Genomic DNA, 17,668 nt, shown 5'->3' with positions numbered 1-17,668 from the left:
TTACATTATGAGTGTGGTTTTAACATCATCTTAACGCAGTTTAGTAACATTAGTTACACTTGATACCTTTATTTTATTTTATCATTGTACATATTTTGAAAATAAAAACTTACATATCGGCAATTTTAATGATCATCTTTTTGGTAAAACTAGGAGCCATAGATGCTAACGGATTACATTTTCTTTTTTAATTGAATTTATTTTACTTTTTTAAGATTGAATCTAATACTAAATCCTTGTCTAATTTCTTCGTACAGAAGAACCAATCTTTACAATCTAAATCTTCAGTAGAACTCATACGTTCTTCGGCTACACCGCAAGATCCAGCAGGAGAAACAATAACATCATCTCCAGGATTCCAATCTGCAGGAGTTGCGACGTTAAATTTATCGGATGTTTGCATAGCAATTAAAGCTCTATACAATTCATCAAAATTACGACCTAAACTTAATGGATAATAAATAATTGCTCGAACGGTTTCATTTGGATCTACAAAAAAGACAGCTCTTACCGCTTGAGTTTTACTTTCTCCAGGTTGAATCATTCCGTATTTTTTAGCAACTTCCATAGAAATATCTTCTATTAAAGGAAATTTAACTTCAATGTCTTTCATGCCATTAAATTCGATTTTATCTTTAATAGTTCTTAACCAAGCAATGTGGCTGTATAAACCATCAATAGACAAACCAATTAGGCTGCAATTTGCTTTTTCAAACTTTTCTTCTAAATGCGCAAATGTCATAAACTCGGAAGTACAAACAGGTGTAAAATCTGCTGGGTGGCTAAATAATATAGACCATTTCCCTTTATAATCGGAAGGATAATTAATATCTCCTTGTGTGGTAACCGCTGTAAATTGAGGTGCTTTATCTCCAATTCTTGGCATTGCAAATGTTTCTTGTTGTGTTGTTTCTAATGTAGTCATAATATATAGATTTTTAATTTATCAATACTGTAAAATTACTTTAGAAGCGCTTTTTTGTATGTAACAATTGTCACTTAAATCATATTAAAAGCTTATAGTATTATAAGGGTAAACGATATTGGACAAAAAAGTCTTAATTAATACTAAACATGATAAAAATCATCTTTGTTCAAAATGGTTAACCTTATTTTTGTAGCAATGAAAATATGCACATATATATTTACTTTTTTATTAACCACACTACTTCTATTTAATAGCACCAGAGTGTCATTAACCTATATATACTATAATATGGATACTGTTGGTTTTATTGAAGTTTTTTGTGTGAATAAAGACAAGCCAGAATTAGTATGTAATGGAAAATGTCATTTAAAAAAGGTTGCAAAATCACAAAACAAAGAACAAAAAACACCAGAAAGTATTATTGATTTTAAACAGCTTCTATTGTATACAAATACTTTAGAAACTATGGTGTTTTCTAAAAAACAACATGTAAAAAAAAAGCAGATAAACACCTATCAAAACCTATATTCTTTTAAAAATATAAGCGATTGTTTTCATCCTCCAAGAGTATAATTTTATTAACAAACTAGTATTATTTCATACTACAAACAATTAATAAATAATAAAATTACTACATATGAAAACATTATATGGTGTGTTATTGTGCACACTAATTACAGCTCTGTCTTATGGTCAAGAACAAAATGAATTAAAAAAAGACAGCACCCAACAAAAAATCACGATTTTAGATGAAATAATTGTAACAGGAAATTTAAAAAAAGATCCTGTTTTGACTGTTGTTTCTAATAATTACGAGAAAGACATTGTGCAACCTAAAAATGTTGCCGATTTGTTTAATAACATCAATGGATTTTCGGTAATAAAAAGAGGGAATTATGCTATAGACCCTTCTTTTAGAGCTTCACAATACGAACAATTAAACATTCAATATGATGGAGGAACAAAAGCTATGCATGCTTGCCCAAATCGAATGGATCCAATAACCACACATATAATACCCGAAGAAATTTCTAAAATTGAAATAATTAAAGGTCCGTATACTGTACGTTATGGAGCTACTTTTGGAGGTATCATCAATTTGGTAACACAAAAACCAGATTATGAAGATTATGGGTTACATGGAAAAGTTTCTGCTGGTTATGAAAGTAACGGAAACAATTTAGTAAACTTAGCGCAACTACAGTATATTCAAGAAAAATATGATATAGTTGCTAATGCTGGTTACCGAGATTTTGGCAATTATGAGGATGGAGATGGTACTGAAATACCTTCTTCTTTTAGAAGTACCGATTACGGAATTAAAATTGGATATAATTTTACAGATGACCAACGTTTACAAGCACATTGGCGACAATCTTTTGGACGAGATGTATTACATGCTGCTTTACCAATGGATACAGAATATGATGATAGCAGTATATTATCTTTAAATTATAAATTAGAAAATATAAGCGATAAGGCTAAATCATTAACAGCAAAAGCGTATTATAGTTATGTTGATCATTTAATGACTAATAACAATAGACCTTCATTTATGATGATGGAAGCTGCATCTGCTGTAGATGCTACAACTATTGGAGGAAAACTTGAACTAAACTGGAAACCATTAGAGAAACTAAATATTTTTTCTGGTGTAGATGCCATGCATATAGCTAGAGATGGAGGAAGAACTCGATTAGTAAAAGTAATGAATGGTACCATGTTACCTACACCAATAACTTTTAATGACAAAGTTTGGCAAGATTCTTACATTACAGATTTAGGTGTTTTTACGGAAGCTAAGTACAATATTCATCCTAAAACCATATTTACAGCAGGAATTCGCTATGACCATGTAACATCAAACATACAAGATCCAGAAGTAGATTTTGAAGCTATGTATGATTTAGAAAAACGTACAGAACATAATATAAGTGGTACTGTTTCTATTAAAAGTAAAGTGTCTAGTAACTTTACATTAGAAACTGCTTATGGTCGTGGTGTACGCTCTGCTAATATGATTGAGCGTTTTATAAATCACTTTACTGTAGGGCAAGATCCTTATGAATATATAGGAAACCCTAATTTAAAAGCAGAAGTAAACAATCAATTTGAAATAGGGTTTAAGGGAAAAGAAGCTTTAAAAAATGGCCTTAATAGATTTTCTTATGAAACGTCATTTTATTATTCCTATTTTGAAAACTATATTGTTGGAATCATTGATCCATCCATTTCAAGAAAATTTAATCCAACAGTAGAACCTACAAGCGTTAAAGTATTTCAAAATATAGATGAAGCGTATAAAACTGGTTTTGAAATAATGGCACAAGTAGATTTTTTAAAAGATTATTATTTTAAAACAGATTTTGCTTATGTGTATTCTAAAAACAAAGATTTAGCAGAGTCTTTACCTTTAACACCTCCTTTTACCACTAGATTATTTTTAGGATTTCAAAAAGAAAAAGTATGGGCTAATGTACAATACAATGTTGTTTCTAAGCAGGAAAACATTTCTGTAAGCTATGGAGAAACGGAAACAGAGGGTTACCAAACTGTAGATATTCGTTTCGGTATAAAACCAATAAAGAATATTACTTTAGGTGTAGCAATACTTAATGCATTAGATGAAGATTTCAATAGTCATTTAAACTTTTCGTTTACCAACCAAGCGGACTTTGGGTACAAACCAATTACAGAACCAGGGAGAAACTTTTCTGCCTTTTTACAGTATAAGTTTTAAAGTATTAGAACAAAAAAAAAGGAGAACAATAAAAATTGTTCTCCTTTTTTTTATACCATAAATTATTTTTTAAAAATCATCTTTCCTTTGGTTCTTCTCCTTTATTTCTATCATTACTAGACATAGATTTCACTAAAAAAAACACAAGAGCTGCACAAACGAATGCGAAAACAGCTATCATTATTACTCCGTTATTCCAGTTAGATAATGCAATACTTTGAGATATCATAATTTTTATTTTTAAGCTTTATATATTAATGTAAAATTACAATGGAAGAAGAAAAATAAATATGACAAATATCATAAAACAAAAAAAGCATCTTAAAAAATAAGATGCTTTGCTATTAATCAATCATATATCGTTTTATAAAAACTAATATTATACAAACTTATAGTAATCTATCGATTCTATTTGCAACTTTTGTTACACTTCTTTTCCTTTCATCATTTTATTCCAATATAAATAAGGCAATCCGTATTTTTTAAGCATCCACAATCTCCAATGTTCTTTTTCACTATTAAAAACCAGCATTTGTTTTAATTTTGGATCTGGAATAAAATTGTTATCGTAATCAAATTCTGCCAAAATCATTTTACCATATCCAGTAACTAAAGGACATGACGAATAACCATTATAAGATTTAGTTCCTTTTTTATTATGTGCTATTAATTGTAATATATTATCGGAAACAACAGGTACTTGTTTACGTATAGCTGCTCCTGTTTTTGCAGTTGGTAAAGCTGCAACATCGCCTAAACCAAAAATATTTGCATGTTTATTGTGTTGTAGTGTTTGTTTATCAACATTTAACCAACCAGCGTCATTAACTAAAGTAGAATTTTTAACAAAATCTGGAGCCCGTTGTGGTGGAGCAAGATGTAGCATATCAAAAGGCATTTCAATAATAGACTCGCCAGACATGATTTCTCTTAACGCATTATCTTCATTAATAACACATTTATTTTCACCTGTACCAACTCCCTTAAATGTTACCATTTGGTTTTCACCATCAATTTTAATTGGTGCGTAAAAGGGTTTAAAATGAATACCATATTTGCTAATAACTTGCATTAAACTTTCTCTAATTTCTTTTACTCCAAAAATAACCGAACCTGGAGTTGCAAAAACAACATTAGATTTGTTTTTAAGTCCATTTTTCTTGATATAATCTGCTGCTAAATACGCTATTTTTTGAGGAGCTCCACCACATTTAATTGGTGTCGTTGGTTGTGTAAAAACAGCATTACCACCTTTAAATTTTTTTAGAACTTCCCAAGTATGTTTTGGATCTGTATAATTGCTACAAACTACTCCTTTCCCTAAAGACTCTGTTAGCCCTTCAATTAAAGACGTATCCATAACTAAACCAGGAGAAACGATAAGATAGTCATAAGTAATATCACCATTTTCTTTTGTTGAAACCGAATTCCCTTCAGGATTAAAACCAGTAGCATAATCTTTAATCCAATCTACACCTTTTGGCATCACAGAAGCCATGCTGCGTTTGGTTTTATCAAAATCAAAAGTTCCACCTCCAACAAGTGTCCAAGCGGGTTGATAATAATGCCAATCTGCTGGCTCAATTAATCCAATGTCTAAATATTTATCTTTGGAAAGTAAATTAGCAGAAATCATAATTCCTCCTGTACCTCCACCAATGACTAAGATTTGATAGTGAGATTTCATTAAAAAAGTTTTAAGTTAGATTTTATTTGTATAAAAATAGTAGTCTAACTTATAATTTCATGTAACTAATGTTACATAAAGCGACATTTAATAAGAAATAATAAGTTTTACAGCGTAAAAATTATCACTTTCGCAAAATAAGTGCTAAAAAAATTACTTTTTAATTTTACAGGTATTTATACCCAATAATGTATATAAAGGGCAAAAACTAATTAAACTTGTAAGCACAAATATTACAGCTAATGCTAAAAGTATATAAGCTAGTGTGCCGACTAATAGTCCTTGCCAAAATAATACTGCAATAGTTATTGCTATTATTATTCTTATACCACGATCTAAACCATTCATATTTACTTTCATAATATATCTTTTTTAATTATTACTTTATTAAAAATCTTATAAGCAGATTTAGTTATTATGTTAAAAATTAAAAAATTGTTTTATTTATTTTTTAGTTACCATTATAAAAAACAACTCTTTCCCTTGTCTTTCTTTGATAGAATTATGTGCTTCTTCCATTATTTTAATTTCAAAGTACGGTTTAAAATACTCTAAATATTCAGCTTTATAACCTCCAAAAGGTGGATGTGTTTGGTTTAAAAGTGTATTAAAAAGCAAACCAACTAATTTACCATTTGTATTTGTAATTTCTGAAGCTTTTACAGCATAAGCTGGTCGCAAATCAGGTGTTATTGCACAGAAAAAGGTTTGTTCAATAATAAGATCGAAAGCCATATCGATATCAAAAAAGTCTTCTTGAATGAGATGAGAAGTTGGAAATGAAGGTACTCTGGTTTTAATATTTTGTAAAGCCGTTTTTGATAGATCTACAACATACACATTTTCAAAACCTTTATTATGAAGATATTCAGCTTCATAACTATTTCCACCTCCTGGAATTAAAATTTTGAGGTTTTTATTTGTTAATTGGTCAATATAGGTTTTCAGTGGTGTTGAAATTTCGCCTAAATCCCAACCTGTTTTCTTTGTTTTATATCTATCCTCCCAAAACTCTTGGTTTAAATCCATTAATTGGAAGTATTGATAATATTAATGATGTCGTTTTTTTGAAGCACACCAGACTGCCTCCACACTTGTTTTCCGTTTTTAAAAAGCAACATTGTTGGTACTCCTCTAACTTGGTATTTTGCTGCTAAAGGTTGGTTTTTATCTACATCAATTTTTATAATGGTTACACCATCACCTAATGTATCTTTTACTTCTTTTAAAATAGGGCCTAAAGTTTTACATGGTCCACACCAAGTAGCAAAAAAGTCAACTAAAACTGGTGTTTCTTTATTTATTAATTCTGAAAATTTGCTCATACCTAACTTAAATTATTTATCGAAAGTAATACTCCAAATACCTCTAACTTGATTAATATTATAGCCTGTAGCTTTATCTTGAGGATATAAACTAGTAAGCTTACTTAAAGTTGGCTTATGTATATCTTGATTTGGTTTGCCGTGGCACTGTAAACACATTGCATTCGTTGTAATTGGGTAATATACATGTACTTTATTTTCTAACTGATCGACAATTGGCTTTGGCTCAATACTATTTTTAATATCCTTTTTAAAAGAATTAATATACACTAATTCTTTATCATTTGCTTGATTGTTTTGGTTTCTAGGTTTATCGGAAACACGTTTAATAGTAGCATTGTGCACAACAGACATACTATCGGTTAAAGGGTAAGCTTTTTCATTACAAAATGCTAAAGCTTCTAAAGTTCCTCTTTTTTGAATGGTTCCCATTAAATTTTTGCCTAAAACAGCTTTTGTTGTTAGTGCATATTTTAAACCACGTTCGTCATATGGCAAGTCTTTTAAGTTTGTTTCTGCTTGCTGTTTCTGCTGTGCTTGACCATTCCCTTTATACTTTCCTTTACCTTGACCATTATGTTTTCCTTTACCCAATCCCATTTCTTCATTATAATGTTTTTCAAACCATTTCGGTTGGGCAATATCAAAATCATACATATAATCAGCAATTTGCTTTATGGTTTCTTCAGGAAAAGGCTGTTTTGGCATTACTCCAAATCGTTTAACAGCACCATACATTTTGGCATCCTCTGCATTAGGGTTTTTAATCCAAGTTTGCATTTGTGTTATAAACTGTTCTTTAGTTATATTGTCTTTAATATAATGTTTTTTAATAGCAATCATTGGAGGGCCAATTCGGTCTTCCTGACTAGCTGTAGGACTATGACAAGTATAGCAATTGGTTTCCATTAGTTTTTTTCCTGGATGTTTTTTTGCTTGCATTTGCTTTTCAAAAGCTGAAAATTCTTTCTTATTGGAGTTATTACAACTCCATATAAAAATGGAAAATATAGATAGTATTATTAAATTTTTCATGTTTAATTTATTTTGAAAGTTTACCCGTAGCACAACTAACAAAAGATTTTGCTTTTGAAGTTAAAGAATTTGCATCCTCAATAGTTGGATAACCTAAAGTCTTTAATTTATCTCTAACTAGAAGTGCATCTGCTTCATTTATATGATTAAAAGTCACTTTACTATCTTCAACATCAACATTAATATCATTTATATTTTCAATTTCGGATAATTTTGTTGTGATGGTATGTGCACAACCGCCACATTTTAAATTTTGTACTATTATTGTAGTCTTCATTTTTTATATTTTTTTGAAAAGTATTTGCTTAAAAATTACAGGAATTACAAGAGTTTTACAAGTTTAGTTTCAAAACATTTTTTGCCTGCAAACTAAATCTATTCCTTTAGGTTTTTAAATGTTGTTATATTATTTGTAGTTTAAAATTCCTCCTTTTAAATCATAAATTTCTGTAAAGCCCATTGCTTCTAACTTTTTTGAAGTTTGCCTACTTCTACTTCCGCTTCTGCAATAGACATAAACAGCTTCGTTTTTATTTAGTTTATTGAATTCTATATTAAATTTTCCAGAGTAAAAATCAATATTTTTTGCTCCATTGATATGTCCCGATTTAAATTCTCCTGGAGTTCTAACATCAATTAATTGTACTACTTTGTTTTCTGTTTGGGCTTTAAATTCTTCTGAAGACAACACTTTAATAGTACTGTTTTTAGAAGTGTTAGAACCGAATAATGCTGTAAAAAAAGACATGATAATTATGTATTTCATATTTAAAATTATATCTAATAAAATTAATCAATAAATCACCAAATATTGGTAACTTTTGTTACATAAAAAAAGCATGTATACAAAAATGCAATACACGCTTTTATTAACTAAAAAAACTATTTTTTTACTTTAATGTTGAAGGACAAACATAGTCTGTTCTTGGTACAGAAGTATTTTTAATTGCTCCATAACCACCAGCAATATCAATAAAATTGTGTATTCCTCTACTTTTTAAAATAGAAGCTGCTATTACAGATCTGTAACCACCAGCACAATGTATATAGAATGGTTTATCTTCTGGAAACTCGCTTAAATGACTATTAATAGTATCTAATGCAGTATGTTTTGCTCCGTCGATATGCTCTGATAGAAATTCGCCATCTTTTCTAACATCAAAAACAACATCTTTATTATCTTCAAATCTATTAGCAAACTCTTCTGCATTAATAGATGTTAAGGTATCATAATCCATTCCTGCTTGTTTCCAAGCTTCAAAACTACCCTCTAAATACCCTATTACATTATCAAAACCAACACGAGAAAGTCTTGTTATAACTTCTTCTTCCCTTCCTTTTGGTGCAATCAATAAAATTGGTAAACTAACATCTGCTATTAATGCTCCAACCCAAGGAGCAAAACCACCATCAATTCCTATAAAAATAGAACGAGGAATATGCCCTTTAATAAAATCTGTTTGATGACGTACATCTAAAACAATAGCTTCCGTTTCATTTGCAGCTACTTCAAAAGCTTTTGGAGTTAAAGGTTTTTGTGATTTTGTCATGACTTTATCAAAGCTTTCATATCCTTTAATATTCATCATTACATTTTGTGGAAAGTATGCTGGAGGTGCTGTTAAACCATCTAATAATTCATCTATAAATTCTTCTTTAGTCATATCTGCACGTAATGCATAATTAACCTTTTTCTGATTTCCTAAAGTATCTGTGGTCTCTTTACTCATATTTTTACCACATGCAGAACCAGCGCCATGATTTGGATACACAATTAAATCATCACTTAGTGGCATAATTTTATTGCGAAGTGAGTCATATAAATAACCAGCTAATTTTTCTTGTGTTAGATCTGAAGCAATTTTTTGCGCTAAATCTGGTCTACCAACATCACCAATAAATAAAGTGTCTCCAGTAACGATACCATGTTCATTACCATTTTCATCTATTAAAAGGTAGGTGGTACTTTCCATAGTATGCCCTGGTGTATGAATTACTTTTATTTTGTAATCACCAATTTCAAATATTTGACCATCTGTTGCAATTAATGCTTCGTAAGAAGGTTTTGCTGTTGGACCAAATACAATTTGTGCTCCAGACTTTTCTTTTAAATCTAAATGGCCAGAGACAAAATCTGCATGAAAATGCGTTTCAAAAATGTATTTTATTTTAGCATCATCTAGTTTTGCTCTATTGATATAAGGTTGTACTTCTCTTAATGGATCTATAATTGCTGCTTCGCCATTACTTTCTATATAATAAGCTGCATGCGCTAGGCATCCTGTATAAATTTGTTCTACCTTCATTTTTTTATTATTTAATTTTATATACAATGTCTTTACTAAGAAGATTAGACATTTTATAGCTTTTAATTATTCAAATTTACTAATGTTTTTAAATTTTTAATGCAACAGTTACCTAATTAAAAAATCAATTCTTTTAAAGTAATATAGATAGACATTGCTAATACAAACCATCCAAATCCTTTTTTTAACTTTTTACTGGATATATATTTAGAAAAATAGCCTCCTACTAAAATCCCTATAATTGTTAATGCAGAAAAAGTTAATAAAAAGAACCAATCTATTTCTAATACTTGTACATCTCCAGAGAAACCTATTAACGAGTTTATAGCTACTATTATTAAAGAAGTTCCTACTGCTTTCTTCATCTCTAACCCAGCCCAAAGCACTAATGCTGGTACATATAAAAAACCACCTCCTGCTCCAATAAGGCCTGTTATCACACCAATTACAACACCTTGAATAAATGTTTTATAATAGGCTTGCGTTTCCTTATTTTTTTCGTTTTTAGGTTTTGACTTTATCATAGAAAAAGCTGCCAATAACATGATTATTGCAAAAAATATCATGATTGCCATTCCTTTAGTTAGAGAGAAATCTCCAATAGTAAAAATAGTTTCAGGAATTGCTGGCACTAAAAATCTTCTAGATAAATAAACAGCCAAAAATGAAGGGAAACAAAATGCTAATCCTGTTTTAAAATCTACTAACCCTTTTTGATGCTTTTGAATTACTCCAACCAAAGATGAAGAACCAACTACAAATAACGAATAAGCGGTAGCAATTACAGGATTGTATCCTAAAAAGTAAACCAATAATGGTACTGTAAGAATAGACCCTCCTCCTCCAATTAAACCTAATATAGCCCCAATTAAAAAAGCACTTAAGTACGTAATAATTTGTTGTATATCCATATTACTACAAAGATAATTCTTCTTAATTAGTAGTTTGTAACTTAAGTTACAAATCTAAAATTTTAATACTATTTCTGTGAAGTTCTATTTTCCCTGAATTCTCTAAAGTTTTTAGTAATCTTGAAATCACTACTCTTGAAGTATGTAAATCTCTTGCTATTTCTTGATGCGTTACATGAATTACTTCATTATGATTAACCATTGCTTTATCCTTTAAATATTTAAATAAACGCTCATCCATTTTAAAAAAAGCAATGGTATCTATAGCTTCTAGCAACTCCGTCATTCTGTTATGATAACTTTGCAATACAAATTGTTGCCAGGTTTTGTATTTACCTAGCCATTCTTCCATTTTTGCAATAGGTACCATTATTAATTTAGTATCGGTTTCTGCAATTGCTCTAATTTCACTTTTAGAATTCCCTAAACAACAGGATAAGGTCATTGCACAAGTATCTCCTTGTTCTATAAAATATAAAAGGAGTTCATCGCTATCTTTATCTTCTCGCAAAATTTTAATTGCACCACTTATTAAAAGCGGCATCGATTTAATATAATCCCCTATTTCTATAAGTTTAAATCCTTCTGGAATATCTTTATAAGTACCTACATTATTAATTTCTTGAAGTAATTCTTTTTCAAACAAATACCCATAATGTTGCTGTAATTCTTCTAACATAATATAATTTTTACCTAGACAAAGTTATATAAATAACTGTATTGCAAATTATTATTTCGGTTTTATTAAAATGTAATTTGATAAAAGACTAAAAAACATGTTATTATGTCGCTTATATTTGCCTTTTATCGATTTAAGAAATAAAATAAAATGTATACTGAAGAAACATTCAAATTAATTTTATAAAATTGCATTATGATGAATAATTACTCCATTGATTGCACCCTCTTAATTGATGATGATAAAGTTATCAACTTTTACAATGAAAAAATTGTAAACAGACATGAAGATTTCGGACAAGTAACTTCTGTAAATAGCGGCCAAAATGCATTAAATTATTTAAAAGATGCTAAAAATGGTTTAATTGCTAAGCCTGATTTAATTTTTTTAGATATTAATATGCCAGCAATGAATGGGTGGGAATTTCTAGAAGAGTTTAATAAATTAGATACGGACTTCACTAAGTCTATCAAGGTAATTCTATTAACAACTTCTAACAATCCTGATGATTTTGAACGTTCAAAAACTATTGAAATAATCTCAGACTTTATTAACAAGCCATTAACTGCAGATATTTTAGACCATGTAAAACAAAATCATTATGTGCTAACTTCTTGTAAAAAAACATAAAGGTTTTATTAACTTAGCAGAAATATTTGTAAAGCAATTCGGTTTACAAATCCGTAATTTTATTCCCTAATTTATTTTGCATGTTTATGCTGCATCATTACTCTACATACTTTAATAAAAAAAAAATATTTTTCTTTTTTATATTACCCCTTAGTTTTTCATTGTTTGCACAGAATAAAGCTAAATTAACAGGTACTATTTCAGACCAATTTGGAAGCCTTCCTGGAGCAAAAATTAGCATTGAAGGCACTAATATATCAACAACTAGTGATGTTAATGGAGATTATATTTTATTAATAGATGAAGGAGATTTCATTATAAATGTAGCCTTCATTATGTACAAAACGGCAACGAAATCGGTAAGTATTAAAGCAAATGAAGAAACACTATTAGATTTTAAATTAGAAACTGGTTTTTCTATAGAACAACCTGTTTCTTTAGGATCTAGGGCAAAACCAAGTTCCCTTTTAAAAAATACAGCACCAGTAGATATTATTTCTCCGCAAGATATTACGAATTCTCCACAAATTGAATTAAGCCATATATTACATTATTTAGTTCCTTCTTTTCACTCTACAAACCAGACGATATCCGATGGTACAGACCATATAGACCCAGCAACTTTAAGAGGCCTAGGACCAGATCAAATATTAGTTTTAGTAAATGGTAAACGGAGACATAATAGTTCGCTTTTAAATGTAAACGGAACAGTTGGAAAAGGTACCGTTGGAACAGATTTTAATGCAATACCTGTTGCATCTATAGAAAGAATAGAAATATTAAGAGATGGTGCTACCTCGCAATATGGATCGGATGCCATAGCTGGAGTTATTAATATAATACTAAAAAAACAAACACAATCCATTGAAGTGCAAGGTCGTGCAGAACAAACTACTGAAGGAGATGCATTCACCACTTATTTTTCTGCAAATTTTGGTTTTGAAATAGGCAAAAAAGGATTTGTAAACATTACTGGAGAGTACAGAAATAGAGAATCCTATAATAGAGCTGGCGATTATAATGGTTTGATATATTCTAATGATCCTGAAGAAGATGCAATTTTAGTTGCCGAAAATAATTTTTATGACCATAATGATTATGCAAATAAACGCGTAATGGAAATTGGTAATGCAGCAACTCAAAATCTTGCTTTATCGTTTAATGGAGAATTACCAATATCAAACAACTCCTTATTTTATTTTCATGGAGGACGTAATTACAGAGAAGGAAAATCAAAAGGATTTTATAGATTTCCTAAAGAGATTGATCGTGTAGTATTAGAATTATTTCCAAATGGCTTTTCACCAGAAATCTTAACCGATATTCAAGATGATGCTATCTCGTTAGGCTTTAAAGGAGAAAAAAACGATTGGAAATTAGATTTTAGTCACACCATTGGTATTAACACTCTAGACTATACAGTAAACAACTCTAATAATGCATCGTTAGGTATTACCTCGCCACGTACATTTTATTCGGGTGGTTTTTCCTATAAACAAAACACATCCAATTTAGATGTATCAAGAGTTTATGATTGGTTAGAAGGTGTAAACATTGCATTTGGTGCAGAATTACGTGTAGAAAACTATAACATTATCGCTGGCGAAGAGGCTTCATTTGCTGATGGAGAAAACACGTATATTGACGGTGAAGGTAACGAACAGCAAAGTATCGCTGGAGCGCAAGTTTTTCCTGGCATACAACCAGAAAATGAATTAAGTAGATTTAGAACCAATAGTTCGGGGTATGTAGACCTAGAAGTAAACACATCAAAAGAAACCTTATTAAAAGCTACTGCTAGATATGAATCTTACAATGATTTTGGTGCACAATTTATTTGGAAACTATCCGGTAGATATAAAATTAGTGAAGATTTAAACTTTAGATTAGGTTTCTCTACAGGATTTAGAGCTCCTTCCCTACATCAGGTATATTTTCAAAATATAAGTACTCAATTTATAAATGGAGACATAGTACAAGTTGGAACTTTTAATAATGAAAGCGCTGTTGCAAAAGAAGCTTTTCAAATTGAAAACTTAAAACCAGAGCTTTCCAACCACTTTAACGCAGGTTTTTCTGGAAAATTGGCGAAAAACTTATCCTTTACTGCTGATTATTACAATATAAAAATTAAAGATAGAATTGTACTTTCTGGACGTTTTGATGAAGGATACGAAGAAACCCTAGAACCATTTAACGTTGGTGCTGCTCAATTTTTCACTAACGCAATAGACACTAAAACCATTGGCTTAGATCTAGCTCTACATTATAAAAACAAAATAGGAAATGGCGAGTTAAATGCATCATTAGCAGGAAACTTAAAACAAACTGAGGTAATTAGACTCAATAAAGTTTCCGATTTTTTAGAAGGTCAAGAAAGTACATTATTTAATAGGGAAGACATCGCAAGAGTGGAGTCGGCACAGCCTAATTATAAGATCAATTCCATAATATCGTATCATTTTGATAAATATAATATTCAATTAGGAAATACCTTTTTTGGAAAAGTGGAATATGTACATCCAGATGATGGGAATCAAGAAAGTTGGATGTTAAATGAGTTTTCTGGAGAAATAGAAAGTAGAGACCAAACGTTCTCTTCTAAATTAGTAACCGATTTAGCGTTTACCTATACTTTTGAAAAAATATGCAACATAACTCTTGGAGGAACTAACATCTTTAATGTCTATCCAGATAAACACGCACATTCTGCTAATACCGAAAATGGCAACTTTATTTATAGTAGAAGAGTGCAACAATTTGGTGTTAAAGGTTCGAATTATTACATTAGAGTTTTATTAAAATTATGATAATAAATACTCCTAAATTTAGTTTAAATTCTAAATCTATATTTGCCTTTTTACTAGTTTGCTTTCTTTTTCAAATTTCCGCGCAATCTCAAGAGGCTAATAATGAAGAAATTAAACGACTACAACGTAGTATTTTTATATTTAATTTTACACAACAAGTAAGTTGGTCTAATCTAGAAGCGCTTAATCAATTTAATATTGGAGTTCTTGGTCCAGACAGAACGATTATTGACCTAAAATCTCTCGCCTTAAAAAGAAGAATCTTTAATAAACCCGTAAAAGTTGTTAATTTTAATACTGTAGAAGATATAAGAAATATTCAAGTTCTATATGTTAATAATATTTACAACTATGACATTAACCACGTTTTAAACAAAATTGCCTCCAAAAACATTTTACTTATTACTGAAGATTATAAGTACCACGTATCCATGATTAACATGGTTAATGCTGGTAATTCTTTTGAATATGAAATAAACGAAAACAGTCTAGAACAAGAAGGATTTATTTTAGCAGAAAGCCTAATTAATAACGCTATAACTTCTTCCGAAAAATGGAAAATACTATATCAAGATGTCAATAAAAATTTAAATAAAACTAAAGACACATCTGCATTACAAGAAGAAATCATTAAAAATAGTGAAAAGGAAATTCTAGATAAAGAAAATGTAATCGATACTATTTCTAGCAAATTAAGCGATCAGGAAAATTGGATAAATCAATTAAACAAAGACAATCAATTACAGAATAAAAAATTAGAAGATAAAGTTGCTATTGAAAATCAACTAGAGCAAATAATAAATTCACAATTAGACACATTAAAAGCTCAAACTGAAACAATAAGAAAAAGTAACGAAAAAATTAAAATTCAAAATGATTTTCTTGCTACGCAACTTCAAGATATCGAAAAAAAGAAAGCAGTATTAAAACAAAATAATAATCAAATAAGTAAACTAAAATTATTTAACTACTTATTAGTTGCACTAGTTTTATTAGCTCTTATTGCCTGTTACAGTATTTACAGAATGTACGTTACTAATAAAAAATTCTTAAAAAGTTTAAAACAAAAAAATGCTGTAATTTATAAACAAACGCAAGAATTAGCCTCACAAAATAAAGAGCTAGAACAGTTTGCTTACATTACCAGTCATGATCTTAAAGAACCATTAAATACCATATCTGGATTAATTGTTTTGCTTTTAGAAGAATATGAAGATAAATTAGATGAAGATGGAAAAATGAGCTTAAACTTTATTAATGAATCTAGTTTAAGAATGAAAACACTAATTGATTCGCTTTTAGAATATTCTAGGTTAGGAAAAACAAAAGCTTATAATACCATAAATACTACGCATTTAATTGAAGCTATAAAAACAGATTTAGGAAGTATGATATCTAAATCTAAGGCTATAATAACAACACAAAATCTACCAACTATTATTGGTTCTGATATCGAAATACGCCTATTATTTCAAAATTTAATAAGTAATGGTATTAAATTTATAGATCCTAACACTACTCCTAACATAACCATATCTTGCATTAAGACAGAAGAAGAAGATGTACAGGAATATTGGCAATTTGCAGTAACGGATAATGGTATTGGTATTCCAGAAAACTATCAAGATAGAATCTTTGCTATTTTTCAACGCTTACATAATCGAGAAAAATATGAAGGTACAGGAATTGGGTTAGCACATTGTAAAAAGATTGTAGAATCCCATGGCGGGAAGATTTGGCTTACCTCTAAAGAAGGAATAGGAACAACTTTCTATTTTACAATCCCTGCAGCAGTTTAATTACTTGTTTGCTGAAAACATTCCGAAAGCATCCTATATAAATCTGGATGTTTTTGTTTAAAAAGTTTTGGTCTTTCAAAAAAATACTCGGAAGCAACAGCAAAAAACTCAATTTCACTTGTTCCTCCATATTTTCTAATATCGGATGCGTCTTTATTAATAGCTTCCATTTCTTTATGCATTAAAGCTAACCAAGGCGCAATATATTCTTTACCAATAAAAAACGCAGGAATGCCATCCGTTTCCCCATCCATTTTATCTAATAAATGTACAAACTCGTGCACTGGTGTATTGTGTTTATCGGTTTTATTATTAAAAGCCAATCGAATTGCTTTTTTAGAAAGAATCATTTGGTTTTCAAAACGGCCGGTTCCAACCATACCAAGAATTCGTTTATTTTCATCTCGATCCGAAAACTGTAAATCTGCATTAAAACTATCTGGATAAACTAGGATTCCTGATAAGTTATTATAACTCCAATTAGAAAATCCAAATACAGGAATCACACCACTAGAAGCAATTAATATTCTATCTAATTCTTCTATCTCTGTTTGCACTCCTTCTATATGTATCTCACTTAAAAACAGCATCATTCGTTTTCTAAAAACCGCCTGTTTAGTTTGGGATAACTTTTTATAAAACAGTACATTTTGCATTAAAATAGCATGCCAATGTTTTGGTACTTTTCCTACTTTTTTAGGTTTCATTACATAAAAGGCATAGCATACAAAAATTACAAATACTATAAAAAGAAGGGTGTAGATCATGTTATTAAATTGTATTTGCAAAATATTCTATTTAATACAGAGAAAAAAATA

18 protein-coding genes are annotated in these 17,668 nt (G+C 29.7%); 5 read left to right on the top strand and 13 right to left on the bottom strand.

Annotated features, from left to right (window positions below; all coding sequences use genetic code 11):
• Positions 1 to 202 precede the first annotated feature (202 nt).
• Positions 203 to 925, bottom strand: a complete 723-nt coding sequence (locus tag Q4512_RS10875; protein ID WP_303424346.1) for a peroxiredoxin — start codon at positions 923 to 925, stop codon at positions 203 to 205.
• Positions 926 to 1,099: 174 nt separating this feature from the next.
• Between Q4512_RS10875 and Q4512_RS10870 the strand changes: the two genes are divergently transcribed.
• Both Q4512_RS10870 and Q4512_RS10865 read left to right on the top strand, forming a co-directional pair.
• A complete protein-coding gene (locus Q4512_RS10870; protein WP_303424345.1) occupies positions 1,100 to 1,501 on the top strand; it encodes a hypothetical protein in 402 nt (133 codons plus the stop codon).
• A gap of 64 nt (positions 1,502 to 1,565) precedes the next feature.
• Entirely contained in the window at positions 1,566 to 3,668 is a 2,103-nt protein-coding gene (locus tag Q4512_RS10865; protein ID WP_303424343.1) for a TonB-dependent receptor, read from the top strand.
• A 76-nt stretch (positions 3,669 to 3,744) separates the two neighbouring features.
• Here the strand turns inward: Q4512_RS10865 and Q4512_RS10860 are convergent, their stop codons facing one another.
• From Q4512_RS10860 to Q4512_RS10810, 11 genes are all read right to left on the bottom strand, one after another.
• Complete coding sequence (locus Q4512_RS10860; RefSeq protein WP_303424342.1) at positions 3,745 to 3,897, bottom strand: hypothetical protein; 153 nt, start codon at positions 3,895 to 3,897, stop codon at positions 3,745 to 3,747.
• Positions 3,898 to 4,092: 195 nt separating this feature from the next.
• Positions 4,093 to 5,355 (bottom strand): FAD/NAD(P)-binding oxidoreductase, encoded by a 1,263-nt coding sequence (locus Q4512_RS10855; RefSeq protein ID WP_303424340.1) that lies wholly within the window; start codon positions 5,353 to 5,355, stop codon positions 4,093 to 4,095.
• 153 nt (positions 5,356 to 5,508) lie between these two features.
• Positions 5,509 to 5,715 (bottom strand): DUF2892 domain-containing protein, encoded by a 207-nt coding sequence (locus Q4512_RS10850; RefSeq protein WP_303424338.1) that lies wholly within the window; start codon positions 5,713 to 5,715, stop codon positions 5,509 to 5,511.
• A gap of 84 nt (positions 5,716 to 5,799) precedes the next feature.
• A complete protein-coding gene (locus tag Q4512_RS10845; RefSeq protein ID WP_303424336.1) occupies positions 5,800 to 6,384 on the bottom strand; it encodes a methyltransferase domain-containing protein in 585 nt (194 codons plus the stop codon).
• Positions 6,384 to 6,680: a thioredoxin gene (trxA, locus tag Q4512_RS10840; protein ID WP_303424335.1), complete on the bottom strand. Its 297-nt coding sequence runs from the start codon at positions 6,678 to 6,680 to the stop codon at positions 6,384 to 6,386. The genes Q4512_RS10845 and trxA overlap by 1 nt, the downstream gene beginning before the upstream one ends.
• A 12-nt stretch (positions 6,681 to 6,692) precedes the next feature.
• A complete protein-coding gene (locus Q4512_RS10835) occupies positions 6,693 to 7,715 on the bottom strand; it encodes a DUF3365 domain-containing protein (protein ID WP_303424333.1) in 1,023 nt (340 codons plus the stop codon).
• 7 nt (positions 7,716 to 7,722) lie between these two features.
• Positions 7,723 to 7,992 carry a heavy-metal-associated domain-containing protein gene (locus Q4512_RS10830; RefSeq protein ID WP_303424332.1) on the bottom strand — a complete coding sequence of 90 codons (270 nt, stop codon included), beginning with the start codon at positions 7,990 to 7,992 and terminating at the stop codon, positions 7,723 to 7,725.
• Between the two features lie 129 nt (positions 7,993 to 8,121).
• Positions 8,122 to 8,481: a rhodanese-like domain-containing protein gene (locus Q4512_RS10825; RefSeq protein WP_303424330.1), complete on the bottom strand. Its 360-nt coding sequence runs from the start codon at positions 8,479 to 8,481 to the stop codon at positions 8,122 to 8,124.
• Positions 8,482 to 8,605: 124 nt separating this feature from the next.
• Positions 8,606 to 10,021, bottom strand: coding sequence for a rhodanese-like domain-containing protein (locus tag Q4512_RS10820; RefSeq protein WP_303424328.1), 1,416 nt, complete (start codon positions 10,019 to 10,021; stop codon positions 8,606 to 8,608).
• 116 nt (positions 10,022 to 10,137) lie between these two features.
• Entirely contained in the window at positions 10,138 to 10,932 is a 795-nt protein-coding gene (locus tag Q4512_RS10815) for a sulfite exporter TauE/SafE family protein (RefSeq protein WP_303424327.1), read from the bottom strand.
• Between the two features lie 46 nt (positions 10,933 to 10,978).
• On the bottom strand, positions 10,979 to 11,611 hold the full coding sequence (locus Q4512_RS10810; RefSeq protein ID WP_303424326.1) for a Crp/Fnr family transcriptional regulator: 633 nt from the start codon (positions 11,609 to 11,611) through the stop codon (positions 10,979 to 10,981).
• Positions 11,612 to 11,806: 195 nt separating this feature from the next.
• Between Q4512_RS10810 and Q4512_RS10805 the strand changes: the two genes are divergently transcribed.
• The 3 genes from Q4512_RS10805 to Q4512_RS10795 all read left to right on the top strand — a co-directional run bounded on the left by Q4512_RS10805 (position 11,807) and on the right by Q4512_RS10795 (position 16,850).
• Positions 11,807 to 12,241 (top strand): response regulator, encoded by a 435-nt coding sequence (locus Q4512_RS10805; RefSeq protein ID WP_303424325.1) that lies wholly within the window; start codon positions 11,807 to 11,809, stop codon positions 12,239 to 12,241.
• A gap of 161 nt (positions 12,242 to 12,402) precedes the next feature.
• On the top strand, positions 12,403 to 15,051 hold the full coding sequence (locus Q4512_RS10800; protein WP_303424324.1) for a TonB-dependent receptor domain-containing protein: 2,649 nt from the start codon (positions 12,403 to 12,405) through the stop codon (positions 15,049 to 15,051).
• Positions 15,048 to 16,850 carry a YfiR/HmsC family protein gene (locus tag Q4512_RS10795; protein WP_303424322.1) on the top strand — a complete coding sequence of 601 codons (1,803 nt, stop codon included), beginning with the start codon at positions 15,048 to 15,050 and terminating at the stop codon, positions 16,848 to 16,850. Before Q4512_RS10800 ends, Q4512_RS10795 begins: the two co-directional genes overlap by 4 nt.
• Here the strand turns inward: Q4512_RS10795 and Q4512_RS10790 are convergent.
• The gene (locus Q4512_RS10790) at positions 16,847 to 17,617 is read right to left on the bottom strand and encodes a zinc-dependent peptidase (RefSeq protein WP_303424320.1); all 771 of its coding nucleotides are present in this window, start codon (positions 17,615 to 17,617) and stop codon (positions 16,847 to 16,849) included. The genes Q4512_RS10795 and Q4512_RS10790 overlap by 4 nt on opposite strands.
• Positions 17,618 to 17,668: the final 51 nt, after the last annotated feature.

It is taken from the genome of Oceanihabitans sp. 2_MG-2023, assembly GCF_030547245.1.
GTDB lineage: Bacteria > Bacteroidota > Bacteroidia > Flavobacteriales > Flavobacteriaceae > Oceanihabitans.
Note: the sequence above shows the minus strand (reverse complement) of the source record. Positions and strands in the feature narration are given on the sequence as shown.

Bases quoted from the DNA above. Each gene is read 5' to 3' on its own strand.
- Q4512_RS10830 (WP_303424332.1), bottom strand. From the start codon at position 7,992: ATGAAGACTACAATAATAGTACAAAATTTAAAATGTGGCGGTTGTGCA.
- Q4512_RS10810 (WP_303424326.1), bottom strand. From the start codon at position 11,611: ATGTTAGAAGAATTACAGCAACATTATGGGTATTTGTTTGAAAAAGAA.
- Q4512_RS10795 (WP_303424322.1), top strand. From the start codon at position 15,048: ATGATAATAAATACTCCTAAATTTAGTTTAAATTCTAAATCTATATTT.
- Q4512_RS10845 (WP_303424336.1), bottom strand. From the start codon at position 6,384: ATGGATTTAAACCAAGAGTTTTGGGAGGATAGATATAAAACAAAGAAA.
- Q4512_RS10835 (WP_303424333.1), bottom strand. From the start codon at position 7,715: ATGAAAAATTTAATAATACTATCTATATTTTCCATTTTTATATGGAGT.
- Q4512_RS10870 (WP_303424345.1), top strand. From the start codon at position 1,100: ATGGTTAACCTTATTTTTGTAGCAATGAAAATATGCACATATATATTT.
- Q4512_RS10860 (WP_303424342.1), bottom strand. From the start codon at position 3,897: ATGATATCTCAAAGTATTGCATTATCTAACTGGAATAACGGAGTAATA.
- Q4512_RS10855 (WP_303424340.1), bottom strand. From the start codon at position 5,355: ATGAAATCTCACTATCAAATCTTAGTCATTGGTGGAGGTACAGGAGGA.
- Q4512_RS10825 (WP_303424330.1), bottom strand. From the start codon at position 8,481: ATGAAATACATAATTATCATGTCTTTTTTTACAGCATTATTCGGTTCT.
- Q4512_RS10865 (WP_303424343.1), top strand. From the start codon at position 1,566: ATGAAAACATTATATGGTGTGTTATTGTGCACACTAATTACAGCTCTG.
- Q4512_RS10790 (WP_303424320.1), bottom strand. From the start codon at position 17,617: ATGATCTACACCCTTCTTTTTATAGTATTTGTAATTTTTGTATGCTAT.
- Q4512_RS10815 (WP_303424327.1), bottom strand. From the start codon at position 10,932: ATGGATATACAACAAATTATTACGTACTTAAGTGCTTTTTTAATTGGG.
- Q4512_RS10805 (WP_303424325.1), top strand. From the start codon at position 11,807: ATGATGAATAATTACTCCATTGATTGCACCCTCTTAATTGATGATGAT.
- trxA (WP_303424335.1), bottom strand. From the start codon at position 6,680: ATGAGCAAATTTTCAGAATTAATAAATAAAGAAACACCAGTTTTAGTT.
- Q4512_RS10850 (WP_303424338.1), bottom strand. From the start codon at position 5,715: ATGAAAGTAAATATGAATGGTTTAGATCGTGGTATAAGAATAATAATA.
- Q4512_RS10820 (WP_303424328.1), bottom strand. From the start codon at position 10,021: ATGAAGGTAGAACAAATTTATACAGGATGCCTAGCGCATGCAGCTTAT.
- Q4512_RS10875 (WP_303424346.1), bottom strand. From the start codon at position 925: ATGACTACATTAGAAACAACACAACAAGAAACATTTGCAATGCCAAGA.